Annotated in this window: 20 protein-coding genes; 1 reads left to right on the top strand and 19 read right to left on the bottom strand. The window is 64.8% G+C overall.

Features of this window, described 5'->3' with window-relative positions:
* Positions 1-108: 108 nt before the first annotated feature.
* The 15 genes from ASG74_RS16605 to ASG74_RS16540 form a co-directional block, all read right to left on the bottom strand.
* On the bottom strand, positions 109-855 hold the full coding sequence (locus ASG74_RS16605) for a GntR family transcriptional regulator (protein WP_082569862.1): 747 nt from the start codon (positions 853-855) through the stop codon (positions 109-111).
* Positions 839-3,160 (bottom strand): penicillin acylase family protein, encoded by a 2,322-nt coding sequence (locus ASG74_RS17050; RefSeq protein WP_082569861.1) that lies wholly within the window; start codon positions 3,158-3,160, stop codon positions 839-841. Before ASG74_RS17050 ends, ASG74_RS16605 begins: the two co-directional genes overlap by 17 nt.
* Positions 3,157-4,104 (bottom strand): ABC transporter ATP-binding protein, encoded by a 948-nt coding sequence (locus tag ASG74_RS17045; RefSeq protein ID WP_235499077.1) that lies wholly within the window; start codon positions 4,102-4,104, stop codon positions 3,157-3,159. Before ASG74_RS17045 ends, ASG74_RS17050 begins: the two co-directional genes overlap by 4 nt.
* Before the next feature lie 50 nt (positions 4,105-4,154).
* A complete protein-coding gene (locus ASG74_RS16595) occupies positions 4,155-5,186 on the bottom strand; it encodes an ABC transporter ATP-binding protein (protein WP_056146308.1) in 1,032 nt (343 codons plus the stop codon).
* Positions 5,179-6,030 (bottom strand): polysaccharide deacetylase family protein, encoded by an 852-nt coding sequence (locus tag ASG74_RS16590; RefSeq protein ID WP_156465456.1) that lies wholly within the window; start codon positions 6,028-6,030, stop codon positions 5,179-5,181. The genes ASG74_RS16595 and ASG74_RS16590 overlap by 8 nt, the downstream gene beginning before the upstream one ends.
* A gap of 4 nt (positions 6,031-6,034) precedes the next feature.
* A complete protein-coding gene (locus ASG74_RS16585; protein WP_056146301.1) occupies positions 6,035-6,823 on the bottom strand; it encodes an SDR family NAD(P)-dependent oxidoreductase in 789 nt (262 codons plus the stop codon).
* A 23-nt stretch (positions 6,824-6,846) separates the two neighbouring features.
* Positions 6,847-7,650 (bottom strand): ABC transporter permease, encoded by an 804-nt coding sequence (locus ASG74_RS16580; protein WP_200942652.1) that lies wholly within the window; start codon positions 7,648-7,650, stop codon positions 6,847-6,849.
* A 209-nt stretch (positions 7,651-7,859) separates the two neighbouring features.
* Positions 7,860-8,828, bottom strand: coding sequence for an ABC transporter permease (locus tag ASG74_RS16575; RefSeq protein ID WP_200942651.1), 969 nt, complete (start codon positions 8,826-8,828; stop codon positions 7,860-7,862).
* 1 nt (position 8,829) lies between these two features.
* Positions 8,830-10,323 carry an ABC transporter substrate-binding protein gene (locus tag ASG74_RS16570; RefSeq protein WP_056146299.1) on the bottom strand — a complete coding sequence of 498 codons (1,494 nt, stop codon included), beginning with the start codon at positions 10,321-10,323 and terminating at the stop codon, positions 8,830-8,832.
* A 113-nt stretch (positions 10,324-10,436) separates the two neighbouring features.
* Entirely contained in the window at positions 10,437-11,666 is a 1,230-nt protein-coding gene (locus ASG74_RS16565; protein WP_056146296.1) for a threonine synthase, read from the bottom strand.
* 786 nt (positions 11,667-12,452) lie between these two features.
* On the bottom strand, positions 12,453-12,929 hold the full coding sequence (locus ASG74_RS16560; protein WP_056146292.1) for an SRPBCC family protein: 477 nt from the start codon (positions 12,927-12,929) through the stop codon (positions 12,453-12,455).
* Entirely contained in the window at positions 12,926-13,669 is a 744-nt protein-coding gene (locus ASG74_RS16555) for a DsbA family protein (RefSeq protein ID WP_056146289.1), read from the bottom strand. Before ASG74_RS16555 ends, ASG74_RS16560 begins: the two co-directional genes overlap by 4 nt.
* A gap of 234 nt (positions 13,670-13,903) precedes the next feature.
* Positions 13,904-14,110, bottom strand: a complete 207-nt coding sequence (locus ASG74_RS16550) for a hypothetical protein (protein ID WP_056146286.1) — start codon at positions 14,108-14,110, stop codon at positions 13,904-13,906.
* 21 nt (positions 14,111-14,131) lie between these two features.
* A complete protein-coding gene (locus tag ASG74_RS16545; RefSeq protein WP_056146283.1) occupies positions 14,132-14,800 on the bottom strand; it encodes an LLM class flavin-dependent oxidoreductase in 669 nt (222 codons plus the stop codon).
* A 285-nt stretch (positions 14,801-15,085) separates the two neighbouring features.
* Positions 15,086-15,838 carry a YqjF family protein gene (locus tag ASG74_RS16540; protein ID WP_056146281.1) on the bottom strand — a complete coding sequence of 251 codons (753 nt, stop codon included), beginning with the start codon at positions 15,836-15,838 and terminating at the stop codon, positions 15,086-15,088.
* Between the two features lie 140 nt (positions 15,839-15,978).
* Between ASG74_RS16540 and ASG74_RS16535 the strand changes: the two genes are divergently transcribed.
* Positions 15,979-17,295, top strand: coding sequence for an NTP transferase domain-containing protein (locus ASG74_RS16535; RefSeq protein ID WP_056146278.1), 1,317 nt, complete (start codon positions 15,979-15,981; stop codon positions 17,293-17,295).
* Between the two features lie 45 nt (positions 17,296-17,340).
* Here the strand turns inward: ASG74_RS16535 and ASG74_RS16530 are convergent, their stop codons facing one another.
* From ASG74_RS16530 to ASG74_RS16515, 4 genes are all read right to left on the bottom strand, one after another.
* The gene (locus tag ASG74_RS16530; protein ID WP_056146276.1) at positions 17,341-18,003 is read right to left on the bottom strand and encodes an HAD family hydrolase; all 663 of its coding nucleotides are present in this window, start codon (positions 18,001-18,003) and stop codon (positions 17,341-17,343) included.
* An 86-nt stretch (positions 18,004-18,089) separates the two neighbouring features.
* A complete protein-coding gene (gene dxs / locus ASG74_RS16525) occupies positions 18,090-19,964 on the bottom strand; it encodes a 1-deoxy-D-xylulose-5-phosphate synthase (protein WP_056146273.1) in 1,875 nt (624 codons plus the stop codon).
* Positions 19,965-20,126: 162 nt separating this feature from the next.
* Positions 20,127-21,743 (bottom strand): M4 family metallopeptidase, encoded by a 1,617-nt coding sequence (locus ASG74_RS16520; RefSeq protein WP_056146269.1) that lies wholly within the window; start codon positions 21,741-21,743, stop codon positions 20,127-20,129.
* A 129-nt stretch (positions 21,744-21,872) separates the two neighbouring features.
* Entirely contained in the window at positions 21,873-22,304 is a 432-nt protein-coding gene (locus tag ASG74_RS16515) for a hypothetical protein (protein ID WP_235499074.1), read from the bottom strand.
* Positions 22,305-22,381 lie beyond the last annotated feature (77 nt).

Below are 22,381 nucleotides of genomic sequence, written 5' to 3'. Positions count from 1 at the left end.
TGGATCCTTGAGAGTCGGTTCCTACCCATCGGCCGACTCAAGTGGCTTTGTGTCGTGTCTTCACGGCCGCGTCAGGTGATGTTCGTCGATGGGCAGCAGACAATGGACTCAGGACTCCTCCGGTTCAGATATTGAGGTCATGAACGTCATCCTGACACTGGCCATATGTCTCGACGCGGCGGATTGAGCCGCTTCCAAATCAGCTCGTTCAATGGCCTCGACAATAGCCAAATGCTCCTCTAGTGATTTCCTCACTCGACCGGGAAGGCGAGCGGAGAGGCTGTTTCCCAGTTTCATCTGACCCAGCAACTGTTCGCCCGTGTCGCGTATGCGCTTGTTGCCGCAAAGGACCCACAGCTTTTCATGAAACTCGACGTCCGTCCGCCGGTACGCGTCAACATCGTCCAGTTCTAGGAACTCGCGTTGAAGCTCGCAGTTCGCACGCAGTTCTTCGGCGATGGCGAAGTGCTGTGCCGATGCGGCGGCCCGACCCCCGGCCAAACGGTCCAGCGCCTCCCGCATCTCATAGATTTCACTCATGTCTTGGATGCTGATCTCCGGTACGAAGTACCCTCGGTGCAACTTAGAGATGAGAAAGCCCTCCCGCTCGAGCTTCATCATTGCCGCTGTGACGGGGGTCGCTGACAAACCGAGCTGCTCTGCGATCGGCCGCACGGTCAAGCGCGATCCTGGTGGAATCTTTCCGTCAACTATCATCTCCCGCAACGCGTCATACGCCTGTTGCGCAAGTCCGAAGCGTTGCACCACCGTTGCTTGTTCCACGTTACCCGCCATCACACACGCTTCGAGACCATAATCGACGACCGTCCGACGGATATCACGATGCTTCATCATCCACGACGGCCATAGGTACCAACCTGTCCATTGCCCAAATCCTCAACTGATCTTCGTAATGAGGACTTCCAGGATCGCCGCTGGCGCCACCCGGAATGACCCATTCCGATTTTTCGAGGGCACCCAAGTCGAGTATCTGACGGTAGACGGCCGTATTCGTGACTTTAAAGCTGCTGCCACGTGGCCAAGCGTAAGCCGCCGCCTGCACCGTCTCTGCGTCACCACCGGCACTGACTGGTTGGGGGGAGCGCCACTCGTCCCCCATTGTGTCGGCCAAGGTGTGCATGGGTTCTAACCAGTGGTGCTCCCGCCAGCGCCACGTGTCGGAATCCGGTCCCGCGATCGCCGAAGCGTCTGCCCATGCCCCTGCAAGCGCGGCGCAGAGGTCTAGGTCCGGGATCGAATCCGCCTCTGAGCTGTGGCCATCGGTCGGCCAGATCAGTTGAGCGAACCACCGCTTGAGGAGGACGCCACCAGCAGGGATATCAGTCCCTGCTAGGAGTCGTTGCCCGCGCGGCCCGACACGCTCAGCGATAAGTCGCTCGGCCAGCGTTCGACGGAAGCAGGCATAGACCAGTCCGGCCTCCCTGTCACTGGCCAGATCGCCATCCCAGTCCAGCATTGCTGCACGGGCCAGTTCGACGTCACCCTTGTAGGGGCCCCGCAGGGCAAGGTGGCTGGACCAACTGCGCGCAGCGATAGACGTTCTGTCCGATTGGACGCACCCCATGCTGACAGCATCGTGAGTTCGCGAGGTCTCAAGCAGCTCGTGAATCCGCTGGATGCGATAGAAGTCGTTGATTGCATGGCTTACCTTCACGGTGCCATAAGCGTCCGTGATGGCATTGTTACCGCTGACGATAAAACCGATTGCGGGGTTGATCTCGCGCGGCATGTCCTCGAAAGCCACGTTTCCGTCCCACTGCGAATCGCCTTCCCAACCGGGCACGGGTACCTGCAAGCTGGCGGGTCGGCGGCGCTGAGGAAGAGCCCCCCGGAGCAGGTATCCGATGTTTCCACCGGTGTCGGCACAAAGAAAATTGTTGACGGGGTCCACCCAGTTCCGCTGCGCCTCGAGAAGTCCCTCGACGTTGTCGGACTCCAGCATCTCCTGTAACACGCCGAACTGACGGCAGGGCTCCTCAGTGGCGGTCCAGCGCAGTGCCAATGCTCGTCCGTTGTCAGGGTCGCCGTGGACAACGGGCCCGTTGGGCGTGCTTACACAGCGGACCATAACCGACTCACCGCCGGCTACGTCGATGGTCTCCTCGTCAATGTCGACGTCCGCCCAACCGTCAGCGGTGCGCACTTGGAGCCCGTGGACGTCGGTCCGGAACACCTCCGTGACCAAATCCTGAGCGTCCGCCGCCGCGTTAGTTATGGCCCAGCCCACTCGGCCGTTATGGCCGAAGTGAGGGAAGCCTGGGATGCCCGGAAAGGTGGCACCGACAATTTGGAGGTCCGGGGTACGCAGCCGTGCCTGCCAGTAGACATTTGGCACCTCTGCTGCCCTGTGAGAGTCGCTGGCCAGCAGCGGCGCCCCTGACGCGGTCATCCTTCCTGACACTGCCCAAGCGTTGGAACCGGCCTCAACTTCCGTCAGAAAGCCGAATTCGGCGGCGGCGTTCGTGACGTCGCGGTGGGCTTCAAGCAGCAAGGCGGCTTCCTCGGGGCCGGGAGCTCGTTGGTGAGATCCCGCCGGCGTGGTCAGTCGCATTCCTTCGCGAGGAACGGGGTCGAACTCGGCAAATGCGTCCGCGCCCTCCGTCGCATACAGCAGAGCCCGCGCCAGTTTGTATTGCCATGCTCCCATGAGGACGTGCCGTATTTTGAAAGCAGCTATGGAGTGCCACGGGAGCCAAGGTTCGAACTGAAGGCCTCGACTTTCGTATTCGGGGGGCAAGCCACCTGGCCTGCAGGCTGCTGCGTTCACCCCATCTGCGTAGTCCGCGAACGACTCCCGGGTGCGGGTATCCATCGCCTCTACATCTCGCTGGGCGGCATCGGCCAGACGAAGGCGTCGAGCCAGAATGTCGCCGACCAAGGCTCGTCGGCCGATCACCTCTGACCATCGGCCGGTTGCGCGGCGCCGATCGAATTCCATCTGCCACAAGCGGTCTTGGGCGGCCGCATAGCCCATGCCCCACCAGCCCCCCGCAACTGTATCGGCCGTGATGGTAGGGATACCGTACGTGTCCCGTTCCAAGAGGACGTGTGCATTTCTTGGCGCTGGCAGTGAGGTGACGTGCCCCGAGTTGCCCGGGCTTTCGTGATCTTCTGTGGGAGGTGGTGTACCGGCGTTCACGCGAGCTTCCTAACATCGGCTGTCTCAGCAAAATGACAAGCGGCCCGATGGCCTGGGGTGATGGTGCGCAACTGCGGTACTTCCTCTGCGCAAATCTGTTGCGCCAATGGACACCGCGTCCGAAACGGGCACCCGGACGGCCGCGCAAGTGGACTCGGGATCTCTCCGCGCGGTTTGACCCTTGCCGGCCGCTGCGACTGAGGGATGGGCACTGGTGATGCAGACAGAAGAACCTGCGTATATGGATGGCGTGGATTATCGAATAGCTCGGCCGTGGTGCCGTCCTCGACGATGTCGCCTAGGTACATCACCGAAGTCCGCTCGCACATGTATCGCACGAGAGTCAGGTCGTGCGAGATGAACAGATACGTCAGGTTCAGTTCACGCTGAAGCCGATTCATCAAGTTGAGGATTTGGGCCTGTACTGACACGTCGAGAGCCGAAACAGGCTCGTCACAGATAATGACGCTAGGGCGCAAGGCAATGGCGCGCGCAATGGCGATGCGCTGCCGCTGCCCGCCAGATAGTTGGCGGGGGTAGCGGTCTGCCATCTCCTCCGTTAGACCCACTAAGTCCAACAGGTCGAGAACTTCCTCGCGAAGTTTTTTTCCCTGTGCGCTGCGGTGGACGCGGAGCGGCTCTGCCACCAGATCGAACACAGACATTCGCCCGTTCAGTGCTGCGAAAGGATCTTGAAAGATGACTTGAATATCCTTTCGGACCTCGCGCATCTCCTTGCCACGAAGGGAGGTGATGACACGGCCATCAAGTGTCACTTCGCCGGACGTGGGTTGCTCTAGGTTGAGCAGCATTTTAGCCACGGTGGACTTTCCGCACCCCGACTCCCCCACTAGGCCGTAGGTTTCTCCCCGGCGAAGGGCCAGGGTAAGGCCGTTGACGGCTACGAGATCCCGATGCCCTTCGGGGGTTCGGATCCGGTACACCTTGCGGACGTCCTGCGCCTCTAGCAGCACTGGGCTCAATGTCGAGCTAGTCACCGGGACCTCCCCGACGTATGCGGATGCCAGCAGGCCACGTCGTGATCCGGCAAGACCTGTTCAAGGGGGGGCATCGTCAAACACTCCTGGGTTGCGTCGGAACATCGCGGGTGGAAGGGGCAGCCAGCTGGTGCCGCGCCGGGCGCCGGCACGCTGCCGGGGATAGCGGGCAGATCGACACCTCTAACGCTGTCCGTTCGTGGAACGCTGTGGAGAAGGGCGTCTGTGTACGGATGGGCTGGAGTCGAGAACGTCTCGACTACGTCTGCTGACTCGATCACATGGCCGCCATACATGACAACGACCCTGTCGGCAACCTCGGCGACAACGCCCATGTCGTGGGTTATGAACAACACTGCCGTGCCGCGGGCCTGCGTTACGTCTTTAAGCACCTCAAGGATCTGTGCCTGGATAGTGACGTCGAGTGCGGTTGTGGGCTCGTCGGCGATAATGAGTCGGGGTTCGCCAATCAAGGCCATGGCAATCATAATTCGTTGTCGCAGACCTCCTGAGAACTGATGGGGCAGCTGTCGAAGCCGGTTGGTCGGATCCGGTACACCTACGGCATCCAGGAGGGCGATGACCTTGTCTCTCCGTTGGCCGCGGCCAAGGTTCGTGTGGATGCGCAGGGCCTCGTCGATCTGTCGACCGACGGCCTGGAGCGGGTTCAGTGCCACCATTGCGTCCTGAAAAATCATGCCCATGGCGCTCCCGCGGTAGCGCCGCAGAAGCCGCTCGGGGGTGCCGATAATCTCCTTGCCGCACACGGTGATGCTTCCAGCGAGGACATGCGCCTCGGGGGGGAGCAACCCCATTACTGAAAGCGCCGTCAAGCTTTTGCCGCAGCCCGATTCCCCAACTAAGGCGACAACCTCTCCGGCGCGGAGGGACAAGGACACATCGTGTAGGGCAACGCGTTCACTTGCCCGCCCAAACGCTACTGAGAGGCCTTCGACTCGGAGAACCTCCTCCCGTGCCTCGCCCGCGCTACGACCGTCTGCGACAACGCCTTCGGCTTGCTCAGGCATTGCTTCCTCCATCAGTAGCCAAGTTCCATGACGTGTCTACGTTCGGACTCAGCCCGCCGTGCCATTGCGCTACCTCCTCCGCGGTGGCGCACCAGAGCGTGCTCGATGCGACGTGCTCAAGAAGCTGCCCAAGAGCAGAGGCAGCCGCCGCTCTTCCGGATAGCCAGTCGTGGACGGTCAGTACCGCCAGCGTTCCGTATTGCGCAGCGGAGTCCAATTCGTCTTTCCACGCACTCATGAGGTCAGAGGGGCGCACAGGGAGTTGGCCGGGATCGGGTCCACCAACATACCGATAGAACGGCGCGTCATCCAGAGTCCACTGGACGGGTACCTCGACCAGATCACCGATAAAATAGGGGGTGTCCGAGCCCATCATGGAACTGTCGTAGCGAAGGCCAGCATCAGACAGCACGGCAAAGGCGTCGCTTGTCATATCCCAACTGGGGGAGCGGAATCCCGTGGGGCGCTCGGCTCCGGCATGGATGAGGGCGTCCATGCTGCGGCCCAGAGCCGAGGCAAAGTCGGTTTTGGAGAGGGCGGTGGGCGGCTCGTGCAAGTATCCGTGCAGCCCGATCTCGTGACCGCGCTCAGCGATGCGCCGAACGTGTCCGGGGTATCGGTCTGCGTACTGGCCGGGCACGTAGAAGGAGCCAGTGATGTTGGCGTCGTCGAACATGTCCAACAGACGCGATAGACCCACCCGTGGGCCGAATTGTCGCTGTTCCAGTTCGGCGAGACGGGCAGTTCCGTCACGCGAGCGCCAACGCAGCGGCACGTCGCCATCGACGTCCACCGAAACAACGCAAGCACCGGACGCGCCGTCCGGCCACGGATAACGTGACATCACCTCAGCGCCCTCCGAGCGTCTGCGCGGGCATCGGCTTGAGGGTTCCCGCGGTTCGGCCACCGTCCACAGATATGGTCGAGCCAGTGACGAAGGATGCTCGGGGCGAGCATAGGAAAAGCACTGCTTCGGGAGCGTCGCCAGGGCCGGAGGTGCGCGCCAGCGGGATAGTGCGAATCATGGCCTCGATGTAGTCATCCTCTAGGTGACTCACATCACTACCGGGGGCGAAGCCAGGTTGCACAGTGTTGACACGGATTCCGAAGGATGCCAGCTCCAATGCGAAAGCTCGGGTGAACATGTGCAGAGCAGCCTTGCTCGCCGCGTATGCAGCTCCTCCGGTCGCCGGACTGAGTCCGGCGCCCGAGCCGATGTTGACTATCGAACCGTGGATACCGGCCTCGATCATGAGTTCAGCCACACCGCGGCTGAGGGCAAAGGGCGCGACCACGTTGATCTCGAAAATCCCCCGAACGTCAGAGGTTGAGGTTTCCAGAACGGAGCCGTGCGGGTAAATGCCCGCATTGTTTACCAAGACGTCCGGGCTGCCCCATGCTTGGCGGATCGCAGCAAGTAATTCGATCTGGCCTTGGTCCGTGCTTAGGTCTGACTCGACCACGTGGACCGTCGCGCCGCCGTGCCGTAGCTCATCTGCCAGCCGCTCGACCTGGTCCTCACGTCGGTCCGTGAGCAGCAATTCGGCACCTTCCCTGGCGAAGGCTTGGCTGATCCACGTGCCCAAGACGCCAGCTGCGCCGGTGATAACGACCTTTTGGTGTTGGTGCTCAGACATGTATGCGCTCCCTGTGGTGGGGTTCATGAGCGAAGGGCTCGCTCGGAGGGGTCCAACTGGTCACGGACAAAGTCGCCAAGCATGTTCACAGACAAGACGAGGAGGAAGAGAGCAAGCCCTGGGAAGGTGGCTAGCCACCATGCCGTGCCGATGTACTGCTGCCCGTCGGACAGCATCGAACCCCAGCTCGGAGCCGGTGGCTGAACGCCCAAGCCAATGAAGGACAGTGATGCTTCATAGAGGACCATCAGTCCCAGTTCGAGCGTCGCGACGACAATGATGGCGGGAATAACCTCGGGGATGATGTGCTTGCGAATCACCCACAACGGAGGCGAGCCCACGGCCACAGCAGACCGGACGAACTCCCGTCCTTGTGCCTCGAGAGTCTGGCCGTACGCGACGCGCGTGTAACGGGGCCACCGGACCAGGGCGAGACAGAGCACGACGTTAACCAGACTCGGACCAAGGACGACCACCGTCAGAATGGCCAGGAGAAAGAAGGGGACAGACAGCACCATGTCGGCGATTCGCATAATGACCGCACCAACCCACCCTCGAAGGGTGCCGGCGGCAACGCCGAGCGTCGAGCCGATGATGCCAGCGCAGAACACCGCCGCGAAGGCGATGGTGAGTGACGCTCGACTCCCATAGACAATCCTGCTCCACACGTCTCGACCAAGCTGGTCGGTTCCAAGCCAATGGGTCACTCCCGCGCTGGTGGTCCCTGGGCGAAGCAGCCGTCCTGGAAGGTCTGCTCTCAGAGGCTCGGCGGTGGAGAACAGGGCCGGCACCAGTGCAAAACAAAGGAAGACCAGGAGGATGGCCACGAAGCCCCACACCCTGCGGGAGGCGCGCATCTTGTTCCAGAAGCGGCGGCCACGGGGCATCGTCACCGCGTCGCCAGCGGGTACTGCGGGTGAACTCTCTAGCGACACTGAACCCATGGTCGGCTCTACACCGTCCGCCGCTTGGACGGGAAGGTCCCCGGTCTGAGGACTCGTTGCGTGGAGCCGTTTGCGCGGCCCAGTACCCGTGTTCATACCTGCTCTCCTGATCCGGCCAAGCGAACCCTGGGGTCGATCACTGCGTACAGCATGTCGGTCAAGAGGTTGACCCCGATGTAGATGATGGCGACGAAGATGACGATTGCCTGCACAACCGGGAAGTCACGGGCTTGAATTGCTTGGACGGTGAGTTGCCCGATGCCGGGCCAAGCGAAGATGGTCTCGGTGATCACGGCGCCGCCTAATAGCGCGGCAATTTCTAGGCCCAGGAGCGTAACGATCGGAATTGCGGAGTTCCGTAGGACGTGGCCCATGAGCACGCGAGCCGTTCCGGCACCTCGTGATCGAGCCGTTCGCACGTAGTCCGCATTGAGTTGTTCGAGGAAACTTGAGCGAGTGATGCGCGCCAATGTCGCCATGGACAGGGACGCAAGCGTTATCGCTGGCAGTATCAGGGAGGTGAGGCCGTCGAAACCGGTAGACGGAAGCCACCGCAGCCGGACGCTGAAGAAAAGGATCAACAGCAACCCGAGCCAGAACGCGGGCATGGACTGCCCGATCAGGACGAATGGCATGAGTGCCCGTCCGAGGAACCTACGGCGGAAGTACGCGCTAGCCATCCCTACAGGAATCCCTACGAGCATGGACAGGAGAAGCGCCGCTAGCGCCAAGTTGATGGTGTACGGCAGCCGTTCAGAGATAAGGTCGACGGCGCTGCGCCCCTGCACATACGAGTATCCGAAGTCGAAGCGGGGAAGCTTGCTCAGGTACTGCAGGTACTGCTCCCAAATGGAGGCGTCAAGGCCGAGCTGAGTACGGATTCGCGCAATATCCTCAGCCGTGGCTTGCTGCGGGACCAGCAGCCGAGCAGGGTCTCCGGACAGCCGAAGTACCACAAAGACGATGGTTACAACACCGAATAGCTGTAGGGCTGCCTGCCCGACCCGGCCCGCGATGTAGCGGGCCGAGCCGGAGGCGAAGGCACGTCTCAGCATGGACATGTCAGCCCTTGCCGCCCAGCGTCATTTCGTCGACATACAAGCTCTCCACTGCATCCGGCTTCCATTGGAGGTCCTTGGAAGCGCCGTAGATCGCGCTCTCTTGATAGAGACCGATACCCGGGAGGTCACGATTCAGGATCGAGAATGCTGTGTTGTAGGCGTCCTTCCTCACCGCCGGATCGATGTTAGTCCTGCCTGCCTCCACCGCCTTGTCGAAGTCCTTGTTGGAATAGCTGGACCAGACCGTTCCAGTGTGGAATAGCGGATAGATGACACCGTCGGCATCCAAGCACGAACAAGACCAGCGTCCGAAGCGGATGCTGCCCCAGTCGTGGGCTGGGCTTTGAACTTTCTTTAGGTAGGTGGCCTGGTCGGTGTTGGTGATGTTCACCTTGAAGCCCACCGCCTCGAGGTCGGACTGGATGGCCTGTAGCAATTGCGCGTTGTACGCAGGCGACGCTGGGAAGTTCAGCACCGGGTTCGGGTTGCCTGTCTCCGCCAGTAGCGCTTTGGCCTTCGCAGGATCGTAAGCGAAGTTCGCAGCCTTCCCCGGATAGCCGAACGCTAGGGGTGTAAGAACAGCACCAACCGGCTTCGCGTACCCACCGACCAGGTTCTTGATTAACGACTCGTAGTTGATTGCTGCAGCGACCGCCTGGCGCACCTTGAGGTCTTTCGTAGGTGTGTTGCCTAGGACGTTTAGCCCGAGGTAGGCGACCCGCTCGGTGGGCACGGCCAGCACCTTGTTTGCAGTACTGGACTTCAGCTGATTCGCCTGATCGGCAGCAAGCGTGGTGACGAGTTGGGCGCGCCCAGACTGCAGATCCGCTACCCGTGTTGCCAAGTTCGGCACGGCACGGAAAATCACCTTCGAGATGGAAGGCTTCTTGCCCCAGTATGTGTCCCTGCGGGCCAAGGTCACCTCCGAGCCGGCACGAGTCGATTCGAGCGTGTACGCTCCCGAGCCCATCGGCTTCTCGTTCAGTCCGGCCTTGCCGACTTTCTTCGCGTACGTCTCGGAGACGATGCTTAGCGTGGTCAAGTAGCTCAGCAGCGTCGCAGAAGGTGCCTTGGTTTCAACAACGAGAAGGTGGTCCTCCGGTGCAGAGGCCTGCTTGACCGCGCTGAAATTGGCAAATTGTGGGGACCCTAGGTCCTTGTCGAGGATGCGATTGAGGCTGAAGGCGGCGTCCCGTGCGGTGAGCGCGCTCCCATCCGAGAACTTCACATCGTCCCGCAGCTTGAACTGCCACGTCGTCGGGCTGCTCTGTTCCCATGAGGTGGCGATCCACGCCACTGGCTCCAGAGAGTCGGGGTCCCGACGCAGCAGCTGGTCGTAAATATTGCGGTAGACGGGATAGGTGGAGCCGTCGTATTGCAGACCTGGGTCAAGCGTGGAGGGGTAATCCGGGGAGTCGATGGTGAGGGTCTGCTGCGCGCCTCCAGCAGATCCCCCATTGCCGTCGGTGGAATTGGAGGAGCCGGAGGAACCCATACTGCACCCTGCAAGCAGTGCCAGGATCGGTGCGAGCGCCAAGGCGGTAGCTGACCGGCGCCGCGCTGAATTTTTGGACATGTGTGTTACTCCTTTGGCTGATGAAAGAGAGGTCATTGGGCATCCACTAGACTCGCGTCACGCTGGACAATCGGAAGTTCGACGGCGACGGCGTCGGCATACTTGTTGCCGGCTCCCGTATTGAGGACGACGACTTCGTCGCTCTCTGAAATCCAGCCGCTCTTGCGTAGCGCGGCGACCGCGGTCATCGTTGAGGCGCCCTCCGGACAGGGCAGCAGGCCTTCCATCGACGCGCAACGGCCGATGTACGAAAGCAGATCCTCGTCAGACACCGCGATGGCCGTGCCGTTAGTGGCGCGCACAGCTTCCAGTACCAAGCGGCCGCCCAAGGGAGAAGGAACGTTGATCCCGAAGGCGATTGTCCGAGTATCCTGCTGAGCTTGGACTTCGTCTTCACCACGCTCGAACGCTTGGACAATGGGGTCGCAGCCTTCAGCTTGAACTGCGACCATTCGCGGCAGCTTGCTCCCGATCCAACCCAGGGTCTGCAATTCAAGGAGAGCCTTGTAGATCCCAATCAGCCCCACCCCACCACCGGTCGGGTACGCGATGACGTCGGGAGCTCGCCACCCAAACTGTTCCAGGATTTCCAGCCCCATGGTCTTTTTGCCCTCGACACGGTAGGGCTCCTTCAACGTCGAGGCGTCGAACACGCCACCCCGTCCGACGAGTTCACCAACCATCCTTCCTGCGTCGGAGATCAAGCCGTTGACGAGGGTGACACTCGCTCCCGCAAGTGCCGCCTCAGAGCGCGTGATGGTTGGGGCATCTGTGGGCATGACCACGGTGGCCTCTATACCGCTTCGCGCGCAGTAGGCGGCCCACGCCGCCCCCGCATTGCCGTTGGTTGGCATAGCCAGACGTCGCACCCCTAACTCAGCAGCACGGGAAACACCCACCGCCGCCCCTCGTGCCTTGAAGGAGCCCGTGGGCAGTGGGGCCTCGTCCTTGACCAACAGGCGAGGTACTCCGATTGCCTCGCCGAGGCGAGGTAGGCCGAACATAGGAGTCATCCCCTCGTCAAAGCCGCGCACGAACCGAGGATCGCGTACCGGCAGTAGCTCGTGATACCTCCAGAGGTTGCTAGGGCGCGACGCGATGTCAGCCGGGGTCAGTTCATCGCGTAAGGCCGTCAGGTCGTACACGGCTAGGAGCGGTGCAGAGCAGCACCTTGAGAGGTTCTGCAAGGTGTCGGCGTCGTATCGCTCGTCGCACTTGGAGCAACGCAGTTCGCTGAGATAGCTGAAGGAGAGATCAGTCACATTATTCCTTTCATTGCGTTCAGTTTTCAATATTTAATTGGATCTGTCAAGGGTACGAGCGACCTGGAACCGGATCGCACTCAGCTTGGAGCACCACCGTAGGAGTGTCCGGTCCGCTCCTGGTCAGCTTCAGGCGGCCGGGGCTGAAGTGGACGCGCTGGGCTTCGATCGGATGTCGCGAGTATCTGGACTGAGTGAGCAGGCGCGCTCCATTAAGGGGCGCTCACCGCGCAAGGCTGCAGATCCGTGTGTCAGCGGTGCTCGCTTCGTTCTCGGCTTGCCACCCGTCTAGCGGAAACCTTCCCGAGTCGGCGCCCGCGAAACATCGATGGGCTGCTACGTCACGTGCCTTCCGGAGGAGCCACTGCGTCTTGATGTAGGCCCATGGCGACGCACCCGCTGACACCAACTGGTCAAGCTTGTCTGGGCTGAGGACGGTCAGCGCCCACAGCATTGCGTATTCCCGGTTCTTTGCTCTCACGTTGACAAGAAGGTCCCGTGACCTGATGGCCAGTGACCTCACTGGCGGACGTCCGACATTCGGCATGTGGGTGAACGAAGAGTGCGTCACTCCGCCGCCTGTCGGGCATCTGGATGCATCGATCTGCTGACGAGTCGGTGAGGCGAGAGCGTGCTCGCCAGGGTGACGTTCTGCACGCCGGATGCGCCATGGGCATGGTCGCCACGCTCCTCCGAGTCGTCAGCGTCCAGCACGAATACGCTTGGTTGGTTGAAGAGCGCATGGCGGGGCCGAACAAGTACTCCTGGCGGTATGGCCGTGGTGGTTCAGGCGGTCTCGGCGATCTGCTTGATCTCGGCGAGGGTCTTGGGGATCCCGGCGTGGGCATGCCGGGTGCGATCCTCGATCTCGTCCGCGGCCCGGTCGCCGAACTTGTCCGCGAACATCGACAGTCCCTCCGGCAGGAAGTCCCAGGTCTCCGTCAGCCGCGTACCCTCTCCCTCCGCCTCGAAGGTGAAGCCCCACCGCACGAACCCCTTGCCCACGACCCAGGCGAACTCGCGGCCGCGTTCGGCCGCGACCACCTGAGACCGGGTCTCCCAGGTGCGGTCTGGGAGCTCGTTGTGCCCGGTGAACCAAGCGCCGACGCGACCTGCCTCGGCCTCGTCGTCCCACCAGCACGAAGTGCAGACGGGGCTCCACTCACCGGTCCGAGTGATGTCACTGACGAGGTCATAGACCGCCTCAGGGGTTGCCGCGACGATCACCGCGTCCTGATGGGTCCGTGACTCTGACTGCGTCATCCGCGCTCACTCCTTTGGCGACGGCTGCCACCATGCCAGTCCTCCTGCGAACCGACGGTGCCGGGCTCCATACCGAACCCGACCAACTGCGGCTTCTCGCGCAGGCTGCGCTTGAGCTCGGCGAAGCCGGGGAAGCGGGCCAGACCGACCACGTGGTCCCACAACTCACCGGCCTGTTCGGGCTCGGGAAGCCGGCTCAACACGGGGCCGAAGAATGCCACCCCGTTCGGCGGCTCGAAGTGGATGATCGGCGTGCCGACGTCCTTGCCGGTCAACGCGAGAGCCTCGTCGCCGTCCGCGCGGATCGCGTCATCCCAAGAGGTGTCCTCCAGCGCGTCGGCAAGGGCGGTGGGCAGATCCACCTCGCGCAGGATGGGCTCCAGGAACTCCCGCGTGCCGCGCCGCTCGCGGTTCGCCTTCTCGTCCGTAGCGTCGGCCGGAGGCGTGTCGAAGATGTGTGCCCCCAGGGCGGCCTGCAGCGAGTCCACGGCCTCGGCGCCATGCTCCTGTCGCGCTCGGGCGACCACGCGCAACAAGCGCAATCCGGCGGTGTGCTCGGCCTCGTACTCGGGCGGGAAGTGGGCGTCGTAGTCGATGTGCTCATTGATCAGACGCAGCGAGATGAACCGCCAGTCCACCGACAGGTCGCGCTCGGCCTGCACCATCCGTATCCACTTGCTCGTCAACCAGCAGAAGGGGCACACCGGATCAAAGTAGAAGCGGATGTCAGCACATGTCATCGGTCCACACTAGGACCCGGACCCACATGTGGCGTCGGCCAACTGCCGAAATGGACGATGTCGCGATCACAGCGGTGCTGCGTCCTTTCGCCGCGATTCGACCATCTTGACGTGACAGGTGTGCGCGCTTCGCGGGGAACGTCGAGCGGGGCTTGGTCCGGGCAACTCCGCCGGGGGTGAGGCCGATCGCGGCCGCGTCAGTCAACAACATGGGCTGACGCCTCGCGTCGGCATTCACCCCTCGAGGTCAGCCAGCGACTCTCCCACCACATCGACTGACTCGGCAGTGATCGGGTCCAACACGAGCTGCAGGTGCGTCGCACCAGCCTGCGCCAGCCCCCGCACGTGGTCACAGAGATCGTCGGGCGTGACCGTCCTGACCTTCGCGTCGTACGTATCACCCATCAACCGGCCCTCGGCACCAGGCAGGGTGACCAGCACTGCCGCCGTTGCCTCGACGCGTCAGCCCTCCGGCATCACGGCGTCAACTTTCGCCTTCGCTTCCGCGAAGCGCTCCACCGAGTTGTCGTACCGGCTCCACCAGATGTTCCACGAATCCACGACCGGCAGCCCGATCTCCAGCATTCGAGGGCCGGTCGAACCCAGCATGATCGGCGGCCCGCTCTCCCGGACCGGGCGCGGGTCCAGCACGCAGTCCTCGACGTCGTAGAACTCCCCGTGGAAGGTCGTGCGTCCTGTCCGCAGCAGCGGAACGATGATCGCCAGCGCCTCCTCGAAACGTGACACGCGCCGGTCGTAGGGGAAGCCGAACGCGTCGTACTCCCGCCGGTTCCAGCCCGCTCCGAGCCCAACGATGAGCCGCCCCTGCGAGATCGCGTCGACCGTCGCGGCCTGCTTCGCCAGCATCGCCGGTGCGTGAAAGCTGGTCGACGCGACGAGCGGTCCGATCTCCACTCGCTCGGTCACCGCCGCGATGGCCGCCAGTGTGGTCCAGACCTCGTATGGCCCCCGCGTCAACCCGTTCGGCAAGTCGTAGAGCAGGTGGTCACCCACCCAGATCGAGTCGTAGCCGGACGCCTCCACTTGCCGCGCCAGATCCTGGTACTCAGGCCACGGCATGAACCGTTCCACCTCAGGCAACTGGACACCGACCTTGCACATGCTCGTCATGGAAGGACCTTAGATATCGACCAGCCGGACTGCCAGACGGGGCTGCGGGGGGCCGGGCCTGTCGGCCATGCTCGCGGGTTGTTGCCGAGGGACTGCTAGAGATGTTCCTCCGCGGGGCGCCACGTCCACGCCAACATCCCGTGGGTGCAGCACCACAGGCCGTTCCGCCTCCGGTCGGCTCGACAGAGTCCGGCCGCAGCATGATCTTGGTGCGCAGCGAGGCATGTGCCTCGCGTTGCTGAGAAATCGTCCGGGACGCGATCGTCCTGTGTCCTCAGCCCCTGATTACCCGCGGCGCCGAGTCGCGTCCTGCGGGAGCCCAAACACGGTGTGCACCCCCGGGCTGAAAGCCACGTGAACGGGTGGACGGGACGACAGGTCCGGCAGCCCAGCGGACGCCAGCAGCCCGTCCTCCAGCGCCAGCACCTCCGCGTCGTGGATTGGCCATGCCTCGTGGTGATTGGGGACGTACAGTGTCCGACCCCACCAGTGCACGTGCAGTCCCCAGCGTGCGGTGAGGAAGTCGTCGAGCGCGGTGCGCTGACGTCTTCCTCCTGAGCGAATGACGACGTGGCTGCCTGTTCGTCCTCCAGGGCCGCGCAGGCGTGTGTCGTACGTGTGCACGCCCCCACTGGCCCGGTAGTCCATCCGTGCCCAGCGGTACGGCAACCCCAGCGCCATGCGCGCACCGACCACCACCGCAGCCCGGTCGGCGTCGAGACTGAGAAACACGATTCCGCGGCGCCCGGTGCGATCGACCGAGTAGAGCCGCACATTGGTCTCCAGGAACGAGCCCAGGTAGGGGACTCCGGGACCACCGGCGACCCCCGCGCCGACCATCCGAAACGGGATGAGCCCAACGTACGTGACGCCGTCGAGGGTGTCCGGCCGGACGCCAGGAGGCATCCGGTCCGCGACCGTCTCGGGGCTGACGGCCCAATGCAGAAACGTCAGGTCCCGCCAGCTCTGGTTCATCATCAGGGGGCCTGTCAGGTCGGGCGCTTCAGAGGAGACGGGCTCGACGCCTGAATGGCTCATAGCTGCCACCCTAGGCGGACCGAGGGGGCTGGACGGCGCGATGTTGAGGCTTCAGGGACCGATCATCGTGGTCCGATCTTCGGAGTCGCGATCTCCCTACTCCGGGCCCGGCGCTGGCGTGGTGACGCATACTGCGAGCCATGGACCCCCGCCCCGAGACCGATGCCCAGCCATGGGTGACGAGCGCTGTCGTGGTGACGGCGGAGGCGAGGCAACGGTCCGGCTCGCTCCGGCCGACGGTGTTGCGTCGGGTGGGCGGCGTGACGCTGCTCGACCGCACGGTCAAGGTGCTGGGTGAGGCAGGAGTGACCCGGATCGTGGTGGTGGCCGGCTACCGAAGCGAGGACGTGGCAGCGACCATCTCCTCCCACGGCCTCCCGGTCGAGCTGGTCGTCAATCCCGACTGGCACCAGGGCACGTCGACGTCGGTGCTGGCTGGCCTTCGGCAGGTCGACGAGGACCTGTGCCTTGTCGTCATGGGCGACCACGTCTTCGAGGCCGACGACGTGCGGCGGTTGATGGCTGCACCGGGTCGCAACGTGCTGGCCGTCGACCGCGACCCGCAGCGGCAGGTGGGCGGGCTGGGAGGCGTGCCACCCCTCCGGGTGCGGACCGCGGCCGATGGCCAGGTGCTCGAGCTGGCAGCCGACCTGAACGAGTACGCCGCGGTCGACGCCGGACTCAGCTCAGTGCACGTCGCCGACGTGCTGGAAGCGACCGCGGGCGCACCGGCGATGCCGTGGACGGCCGTGCGGCGGCGGATGCTGGACCACGGATTCCAGATGACCACCTGCGACTTCACCGGGCTCTGGGCTGCGGTCGACACACCCCAAGGAGTTCGGGCCCTGGAGCGGGTGATGTGGCACCGGTACGGGCCCAAGCCCACCGACCAGATCATCGCCCGGACCGTCAACCGGCGCATCTCCGGACCCCTGACCCGCCAGCTGCTGCGGACCGGGCTCAGCCCGCAGGTGGCCACATTGCTGGCCTTCGCCACCGCATTGCTGGCCTCCGGCCTGATAGCGGTCGGCGACCGGTGGGCGATGGCGGCGGGCGGGCTCGGCGTCCTGCTCGGCTCCGCCCTCGACGGCGTCGACGGCGAGATCGCGCGAGTCAGCGGCCGGGCCTCGCGCCGCGGCGCCGCGCTGGACACGCTGTTGGACCGCTATGCCGACCTCGCCGTGGTGGTCGGTCTGGTTCTCGGTGCCGGCCACACCGAGACTGCCTGGGCCTGGGGGTTCGCCGCCGGGTGTGGCTGCCTGCTGATCCCCTACATCCACGCAGTGGGCCGCGACACCGGCGTGCGGCTCCTGTTCCGGCGCGAGGTCCGGTTGCTGATCTTCGCTCTGGCGGCGATCAGCGGCCTACCGCTGTTGGGGCTGGCGGTCATCGCCGTTGCGGCCAACCTCGATACGGCGCGCGGCGTGGTGCTCCTCCTGCGCGCGATCCATACCTGACAACCGCGAGCCGAGGCCCACGAGCGACTCCCCCGGTATACGGGTTCAGCGGCTGGCGCGAGCCAAAGGCGTGCCATCCAGTGCGTAGCGGAAGGCCACCAGTGACTCGAAGACCATCAGGACCCCAGCCTCCTGCAGCTCACCGACCGAGTAGCCGCCCGTACGCACTCCGAGGGTCGGGATGTTGAGCTTGGCCGCCGCCTGGGCGTCGTAGATCGAGTCACCCACCATGATGCCGCTGGCGCCCTCGACCTTGCCCAGCGCCGCCGACACGAGGTCCGCGGCGGGCTTGCTGTTCTGCACATCGTCCGAGGTGGTCCACGCATCCGCGAGGGACTTGCCGTCGATGAGGTCGAGGAAGGCCTCGACGTGCTCGGTCTTGCCCGAGCTGGCAAGAACCAGGCGGAAGCCGCGATCCTTCACCTCTGTCAGCAGTTCGTGCGCGCCCTCAAAGGGCCGGATCTCCCCGATGAGCTGGTCAAACTCTTCCGACCATGCCTGGCGCAGGTCGTCCCCGTGTGCTTCCTCCACCTCGGGACCTCCGACGGCGGAGACGAACTTGTCCCCGCCCATCCCGATACCGCGGTGGATTCGCCACATGGGCCGGGTGATGTCGTAGCGACGCAAGGCCCTGAACCACGCGAGCGCATGGTGGTAGTTGGTGTCCACGAGGGTGCCGTCAACATCGAAGATTGCAGTGTCAGCCATGGCACCTTCATACCCGGCCCGGGAACGCTGCACACGCGTTGATCTGCTTGCCAACGCGATGCGAATGGCTGAACGGACGCTGAAGCTCAGCGGAGCGTGTCGAGCAGCTTCGCGGCGATCGCCTCAGGCGTGAGACCCACTCGGTCGAGGACCTGACCCCGGGACCCGTGGTCGAGGAACTCGCGCGGCAGCCCGAACAGGCTCATGGGTGCGTCAATACCGTTGTCCCGCAACGACCTCATGACATGTGAGCCCACTCCCCCGGCCACCGAGTTGTCCTCGACGACCGCGATGTGACGGGCAGCCTGCGCCAGGCCCCCGACAGCCGGGTTGACGGGCAGCGCCCACACCGGGTCGACCACCCGCACGCGCAGCCCCTCAGCACTGAGCTTCTCCGCGACGGTGAGGCAGGTGGCGACCATGGACCCGACACCGACGAGCAGCAGGTCCACCTCGTCGCCCCCCGAATCGGGCTCGACCAGGACGTCGACCCCGTCGACGGTGCGCACCGCGGTGATGGCATCGGAGAGCGAACCCTTGGGGAAGCGGATCACCGAGGGGGCATCGCTGATGTCGACGGCGGCGCGCAGGGCGATCGGGATCTGCTGGCCGTCACGAGGAGCGGCGAGGTGGAGGCCGGGCACGATCCCGGCGATCGACATGTCCCACATGCCGTGGTGCGAGGCACCGTCCGGCCCGGTGATCCCCGACCGGTCGAGCACGAACGTCACGCCGGCCTTGTGGAGCGCACAGTCCATGAGGAGCTGGTCGAAGGCACGGTTGAGGAAGGTGGCATAGATCGCGACAACCGGATGCAGGCCGGCATACGCCAGGCCTGCGGCCATGGTCGTCGCGTGCTGCTCGGCGATCCCGACATCAAAGGTCCGCGAGGGGAAGCGCTTGGCGAACGCATCGAGCCCGACCGGGATCATCATCGCGGCCGTGATGGCGACCACGTCCGAACGCTCCTCCCCCAGCTCGACGAGGGCGTCGCTGAACTCGTCGGTCCAGCTGCGACCGGAGATCTCCAGCGGCAGTCCGGTCTCGGGGTTGATGACGCCGACCGCGTGGAACTGGTCGTTCTCGTCGTTGATGGCCGGGTCGTAGCCCTTGCCCTTCTGGGTGATGACATGCACCAGGACGGGTCCCCCGAAGGCCCGCGCCCGGCGCAACGCCTGCTCGAGGGCGACCTCGTCGTGGCCGTCGACGGGCCCGACGTACTTGAGGCCGAGGTCCTCGAAGAGACCCTGCGGCGCGACGATGTCCTTGATGCCCTTCTTCATCCCGTGGAGCGTCTCGTACATCGCTCCACCGACGACCGGGGTGCGGTTGAGCGCCGACTTGCCCCAGTCGAGGAAGCGCTCGTAGCCGCGGGTCGTGCGCAGCGTGGCGAGGTGGTCGGCCAGGCCGCCACGAGTGGGCGCGTAGGAGCGCTCGTTGTCGTTGACGACGATGACCAGCGGCAGGTCGGACTCGGCGGCGATGTTGTTCATCGCCTCCCAGGCCATGCCGCCGGTCAGCGCTCCGTCACCGATCACGGCGACCGTATGCCGGTCGCGCTCCCCCGCGATGACCCGACCGGCAGCGATGCCGTGCGCCCACGACAGCGAGCTCGAGGCGTGGGAGCTCTCGACGACGTCGTGCTCGGACTCGGTGCGACTCGGGTATCCCGAGAGGCCGCCCTGCTTGCGCAGAGCAGTGAAGTCGTGGCGCCCGGTGAGCAGCTTGTGCACGTAGGACTGGTGGCCGGTGTCGAAGACCACCGCGTCACGGGGGCTGTCGAAGACCCGGTGGATGGCGATGGTCAGCTCGACGACACCGAGGTTGGGTCCGAGGTGTCCACCCGTGCGGGAGACCTCCTCGACCAGGAAGGTCCGGATCTCCTGGGCCAGCGTCGCCAGCTCCGTGCGGGTCAGGTCCTTGAGGTCCTCAGGTCCCTCGATGCGCTCCAACACGCTCACGCGCTCTGCCTCTCGCTGCCGTTGTCCACCAGCAAGAGTCTAGGTGCTGTCGTGCGCAGGGCCTCGCCCCGCACGGCCCCCCGGCGACCTTCCACACAACGTTCACGGGTCCCACACCCCTGCTCGAGGTGTGGGACCCGTGCTCGCCCCGCCAGCCGTGGGCTACTTCACCGAGACGGCGTCCCAGGTGGCGGCGACGGCGCCGGCCTGGGTCGACCCGGCGCCGAAGAGGTCGCCGGCCGCCTTGACCGTGGCGGCGCGCGCGCCGGAGTAGGTCGTCGACGACGTCATGTAGACGGTGAGCGCGCGGTACCAGATCTTTGCGGCAGCATCCCGGCCGATTCCGGCGAGCGTGGAGCCGTCACAGGTCGTCGAGGAGTGTGCCTTGCCGCCGATGGTCTTGCTGCCCGATCCCTCGGCCAACAGGTAGAAGAAGTGGTTGCCCACACCGGACGAGTAGTGCACGTCGAGCGAGGCGACCGTCGGGCTCCAGCAGTTGACCGACGAACCGTCCGAGCTGGGGTTGTCCATCCGGCGGAAGCCGAGCCCGCTGGCGAGGTCGAACTCCTCGCCGATGAGGTAGTCGCCCGGGTCGCTGGCGTTGTTGGCACTGAACTCGACCATCGATCCGAAGATGTCGCTCGTCGACTCGTTGAGCCCACCCGACTCCCCGGAGTAGGTGAGGTTGGCGGAGTTCTCGGTGACACCGTGGCTCATCTCGTGGCCAGCGACGTCGAGGGAGACGAGGGGACCGAACGAGCTGCCGTCACCGTCGCCGTAGGTCATCTGCTTGCCGTCCCAGAAGGCGTTGACGTAGCCCTTGCCGTAGTGGACCCGGCTCGGTGAGCCCTGCCCGGTGTTCCAGATCCCGTTGCGTCCGTACGCGGTCTTGAAGTAGTCCCAGGTGCGGGCCTGCCCGTATGCCGCGTCGACGGCTGCGCTCTGCCGGTTGGCATTGGTGCCGTTGCCCCAGGCGTTGTCGGCATCGGTGTAGAGGGTGCCGGTGGTGCAGCCCATCTGCAGGAGCTGGCACCTCATGCTGTCGGTCTTGTTGGCCATGTCGCCGACCTGGGAGCTGCCGCGGGTGGCGTCCTTGAGCTGGTAGCTCGAGCCGGACAGCGTGGTCTGGATGGTGACGGTGCCGCTGTAGAGCGAGGCCCCCGTGCCGTCCGCCTCGTGGATCTCGTCTGCCGAGCCCAGCACCTTCCCGGTGGACGCGTCGACCCAGGTGTGCAGCCGGCTCGGAGTCCCGTTGGCGCGGACACCGCTGCTGCGGACGTCCCAGACCAGGCGCGGAGCCCCGTGCGTCGCGTCGACGGCGAGGGTCGGCTTGCTCCCGTCGACACTGACCCCTGCCGGCAGGGTGGAACGCGTGGCGGCCTGCGCCGTCGAGGCCGAGACTGAGGGGTTCGTCGAGACGGTGACGGGGGCCGTCAGGGTCTGGCTCACCGAGTCCACGGCGCCATCCGCACCGAGGTGGGCCACGAGGTCACCACCGAGGACGGGCAGCCCCTTGTAGGTACGGTCCATGCGCACGTGACGGGCGCCCGAGCGCTCACCCAGGGCCGAGGTGGCCACGAGGTCCTCGGCGGCAGAGAGGCGCACGAGGCCGGGGGCCGCGCGCAGCGCCTGCTCGGCCGGCGCACCGACCGCGGAGACGTCGAGCGGGCGGAGCGGGCCGATCGGGTCGGCGGGCCGGGCGTGCGCCGCAGGGAGCGCCGTGGCCAGCGCGGCAGAGCCCGCAGCCAGGCACGCGAGGAGGGGAAGCGATCGACGCATGGGACTTCCTTGTCAGAGGTCGAGACGTCGCCGCGAACCGGCGACCTCGAACATCAAAGCCGTCCCGGGTGCCGAGAGAGAAGGCTCTTTGCCAACTACTTACTGAACGTATACCTCGGTCAAGGAGGCTCACAGCCGAGGCACGAACGCGTGGCCCTCCATCGCCTCGAGCAGCAGCCCGGCTGCGCGCCGGGCGGCGAGCAGGCGCGCCCCCTCGGCCTCGAGGGCGGCGAGCGAGGCCGCGATCCCCTCGGGTTCGACGTGGTCGCCGAGGTCGACCCGCAGACCCCGGTATGCCGTCCGCATGGCTCCCAGCTGACCGTCCAGGTGGTGCGTGGTCACCCAGGCGAGGGCGATCGGGTGGCGGCGCCACACGGCATACATGCGGTAGTCCGAAGGACAGTGGTCGAGCAGCCAGCCGACGGCGGGCACCTGCCAGCCCGGCGCCTCCGGAGGCGGCACCCGGTCGGGCCACCCCGGCGGGCCCGGACGACCCGAGCCACCCGGAGCTCCCGGGCTCGCGGCACGTCGCAGCGGTGGCCGCGCCGGTGTCTCGAACATGTGTTCGATACTAGCGCCTCTCCCCCGGCTTCGACGTGGCCACATCGTGGACTCCCGCTCCGATGAGCCATAACGGG

Source organism: Knoellia sp. Soil729, assembly GCF_001427985.1.
GTDB lineage: Bacteria > Actinomycetota > Actinomycetes > Actinomycetales > Dermatophilaceae > Knoellia.
Note: the sequence above shows the minus strand (reverse complement) of the source record. Positions and strands in the feature narration are given on the sequence as shown.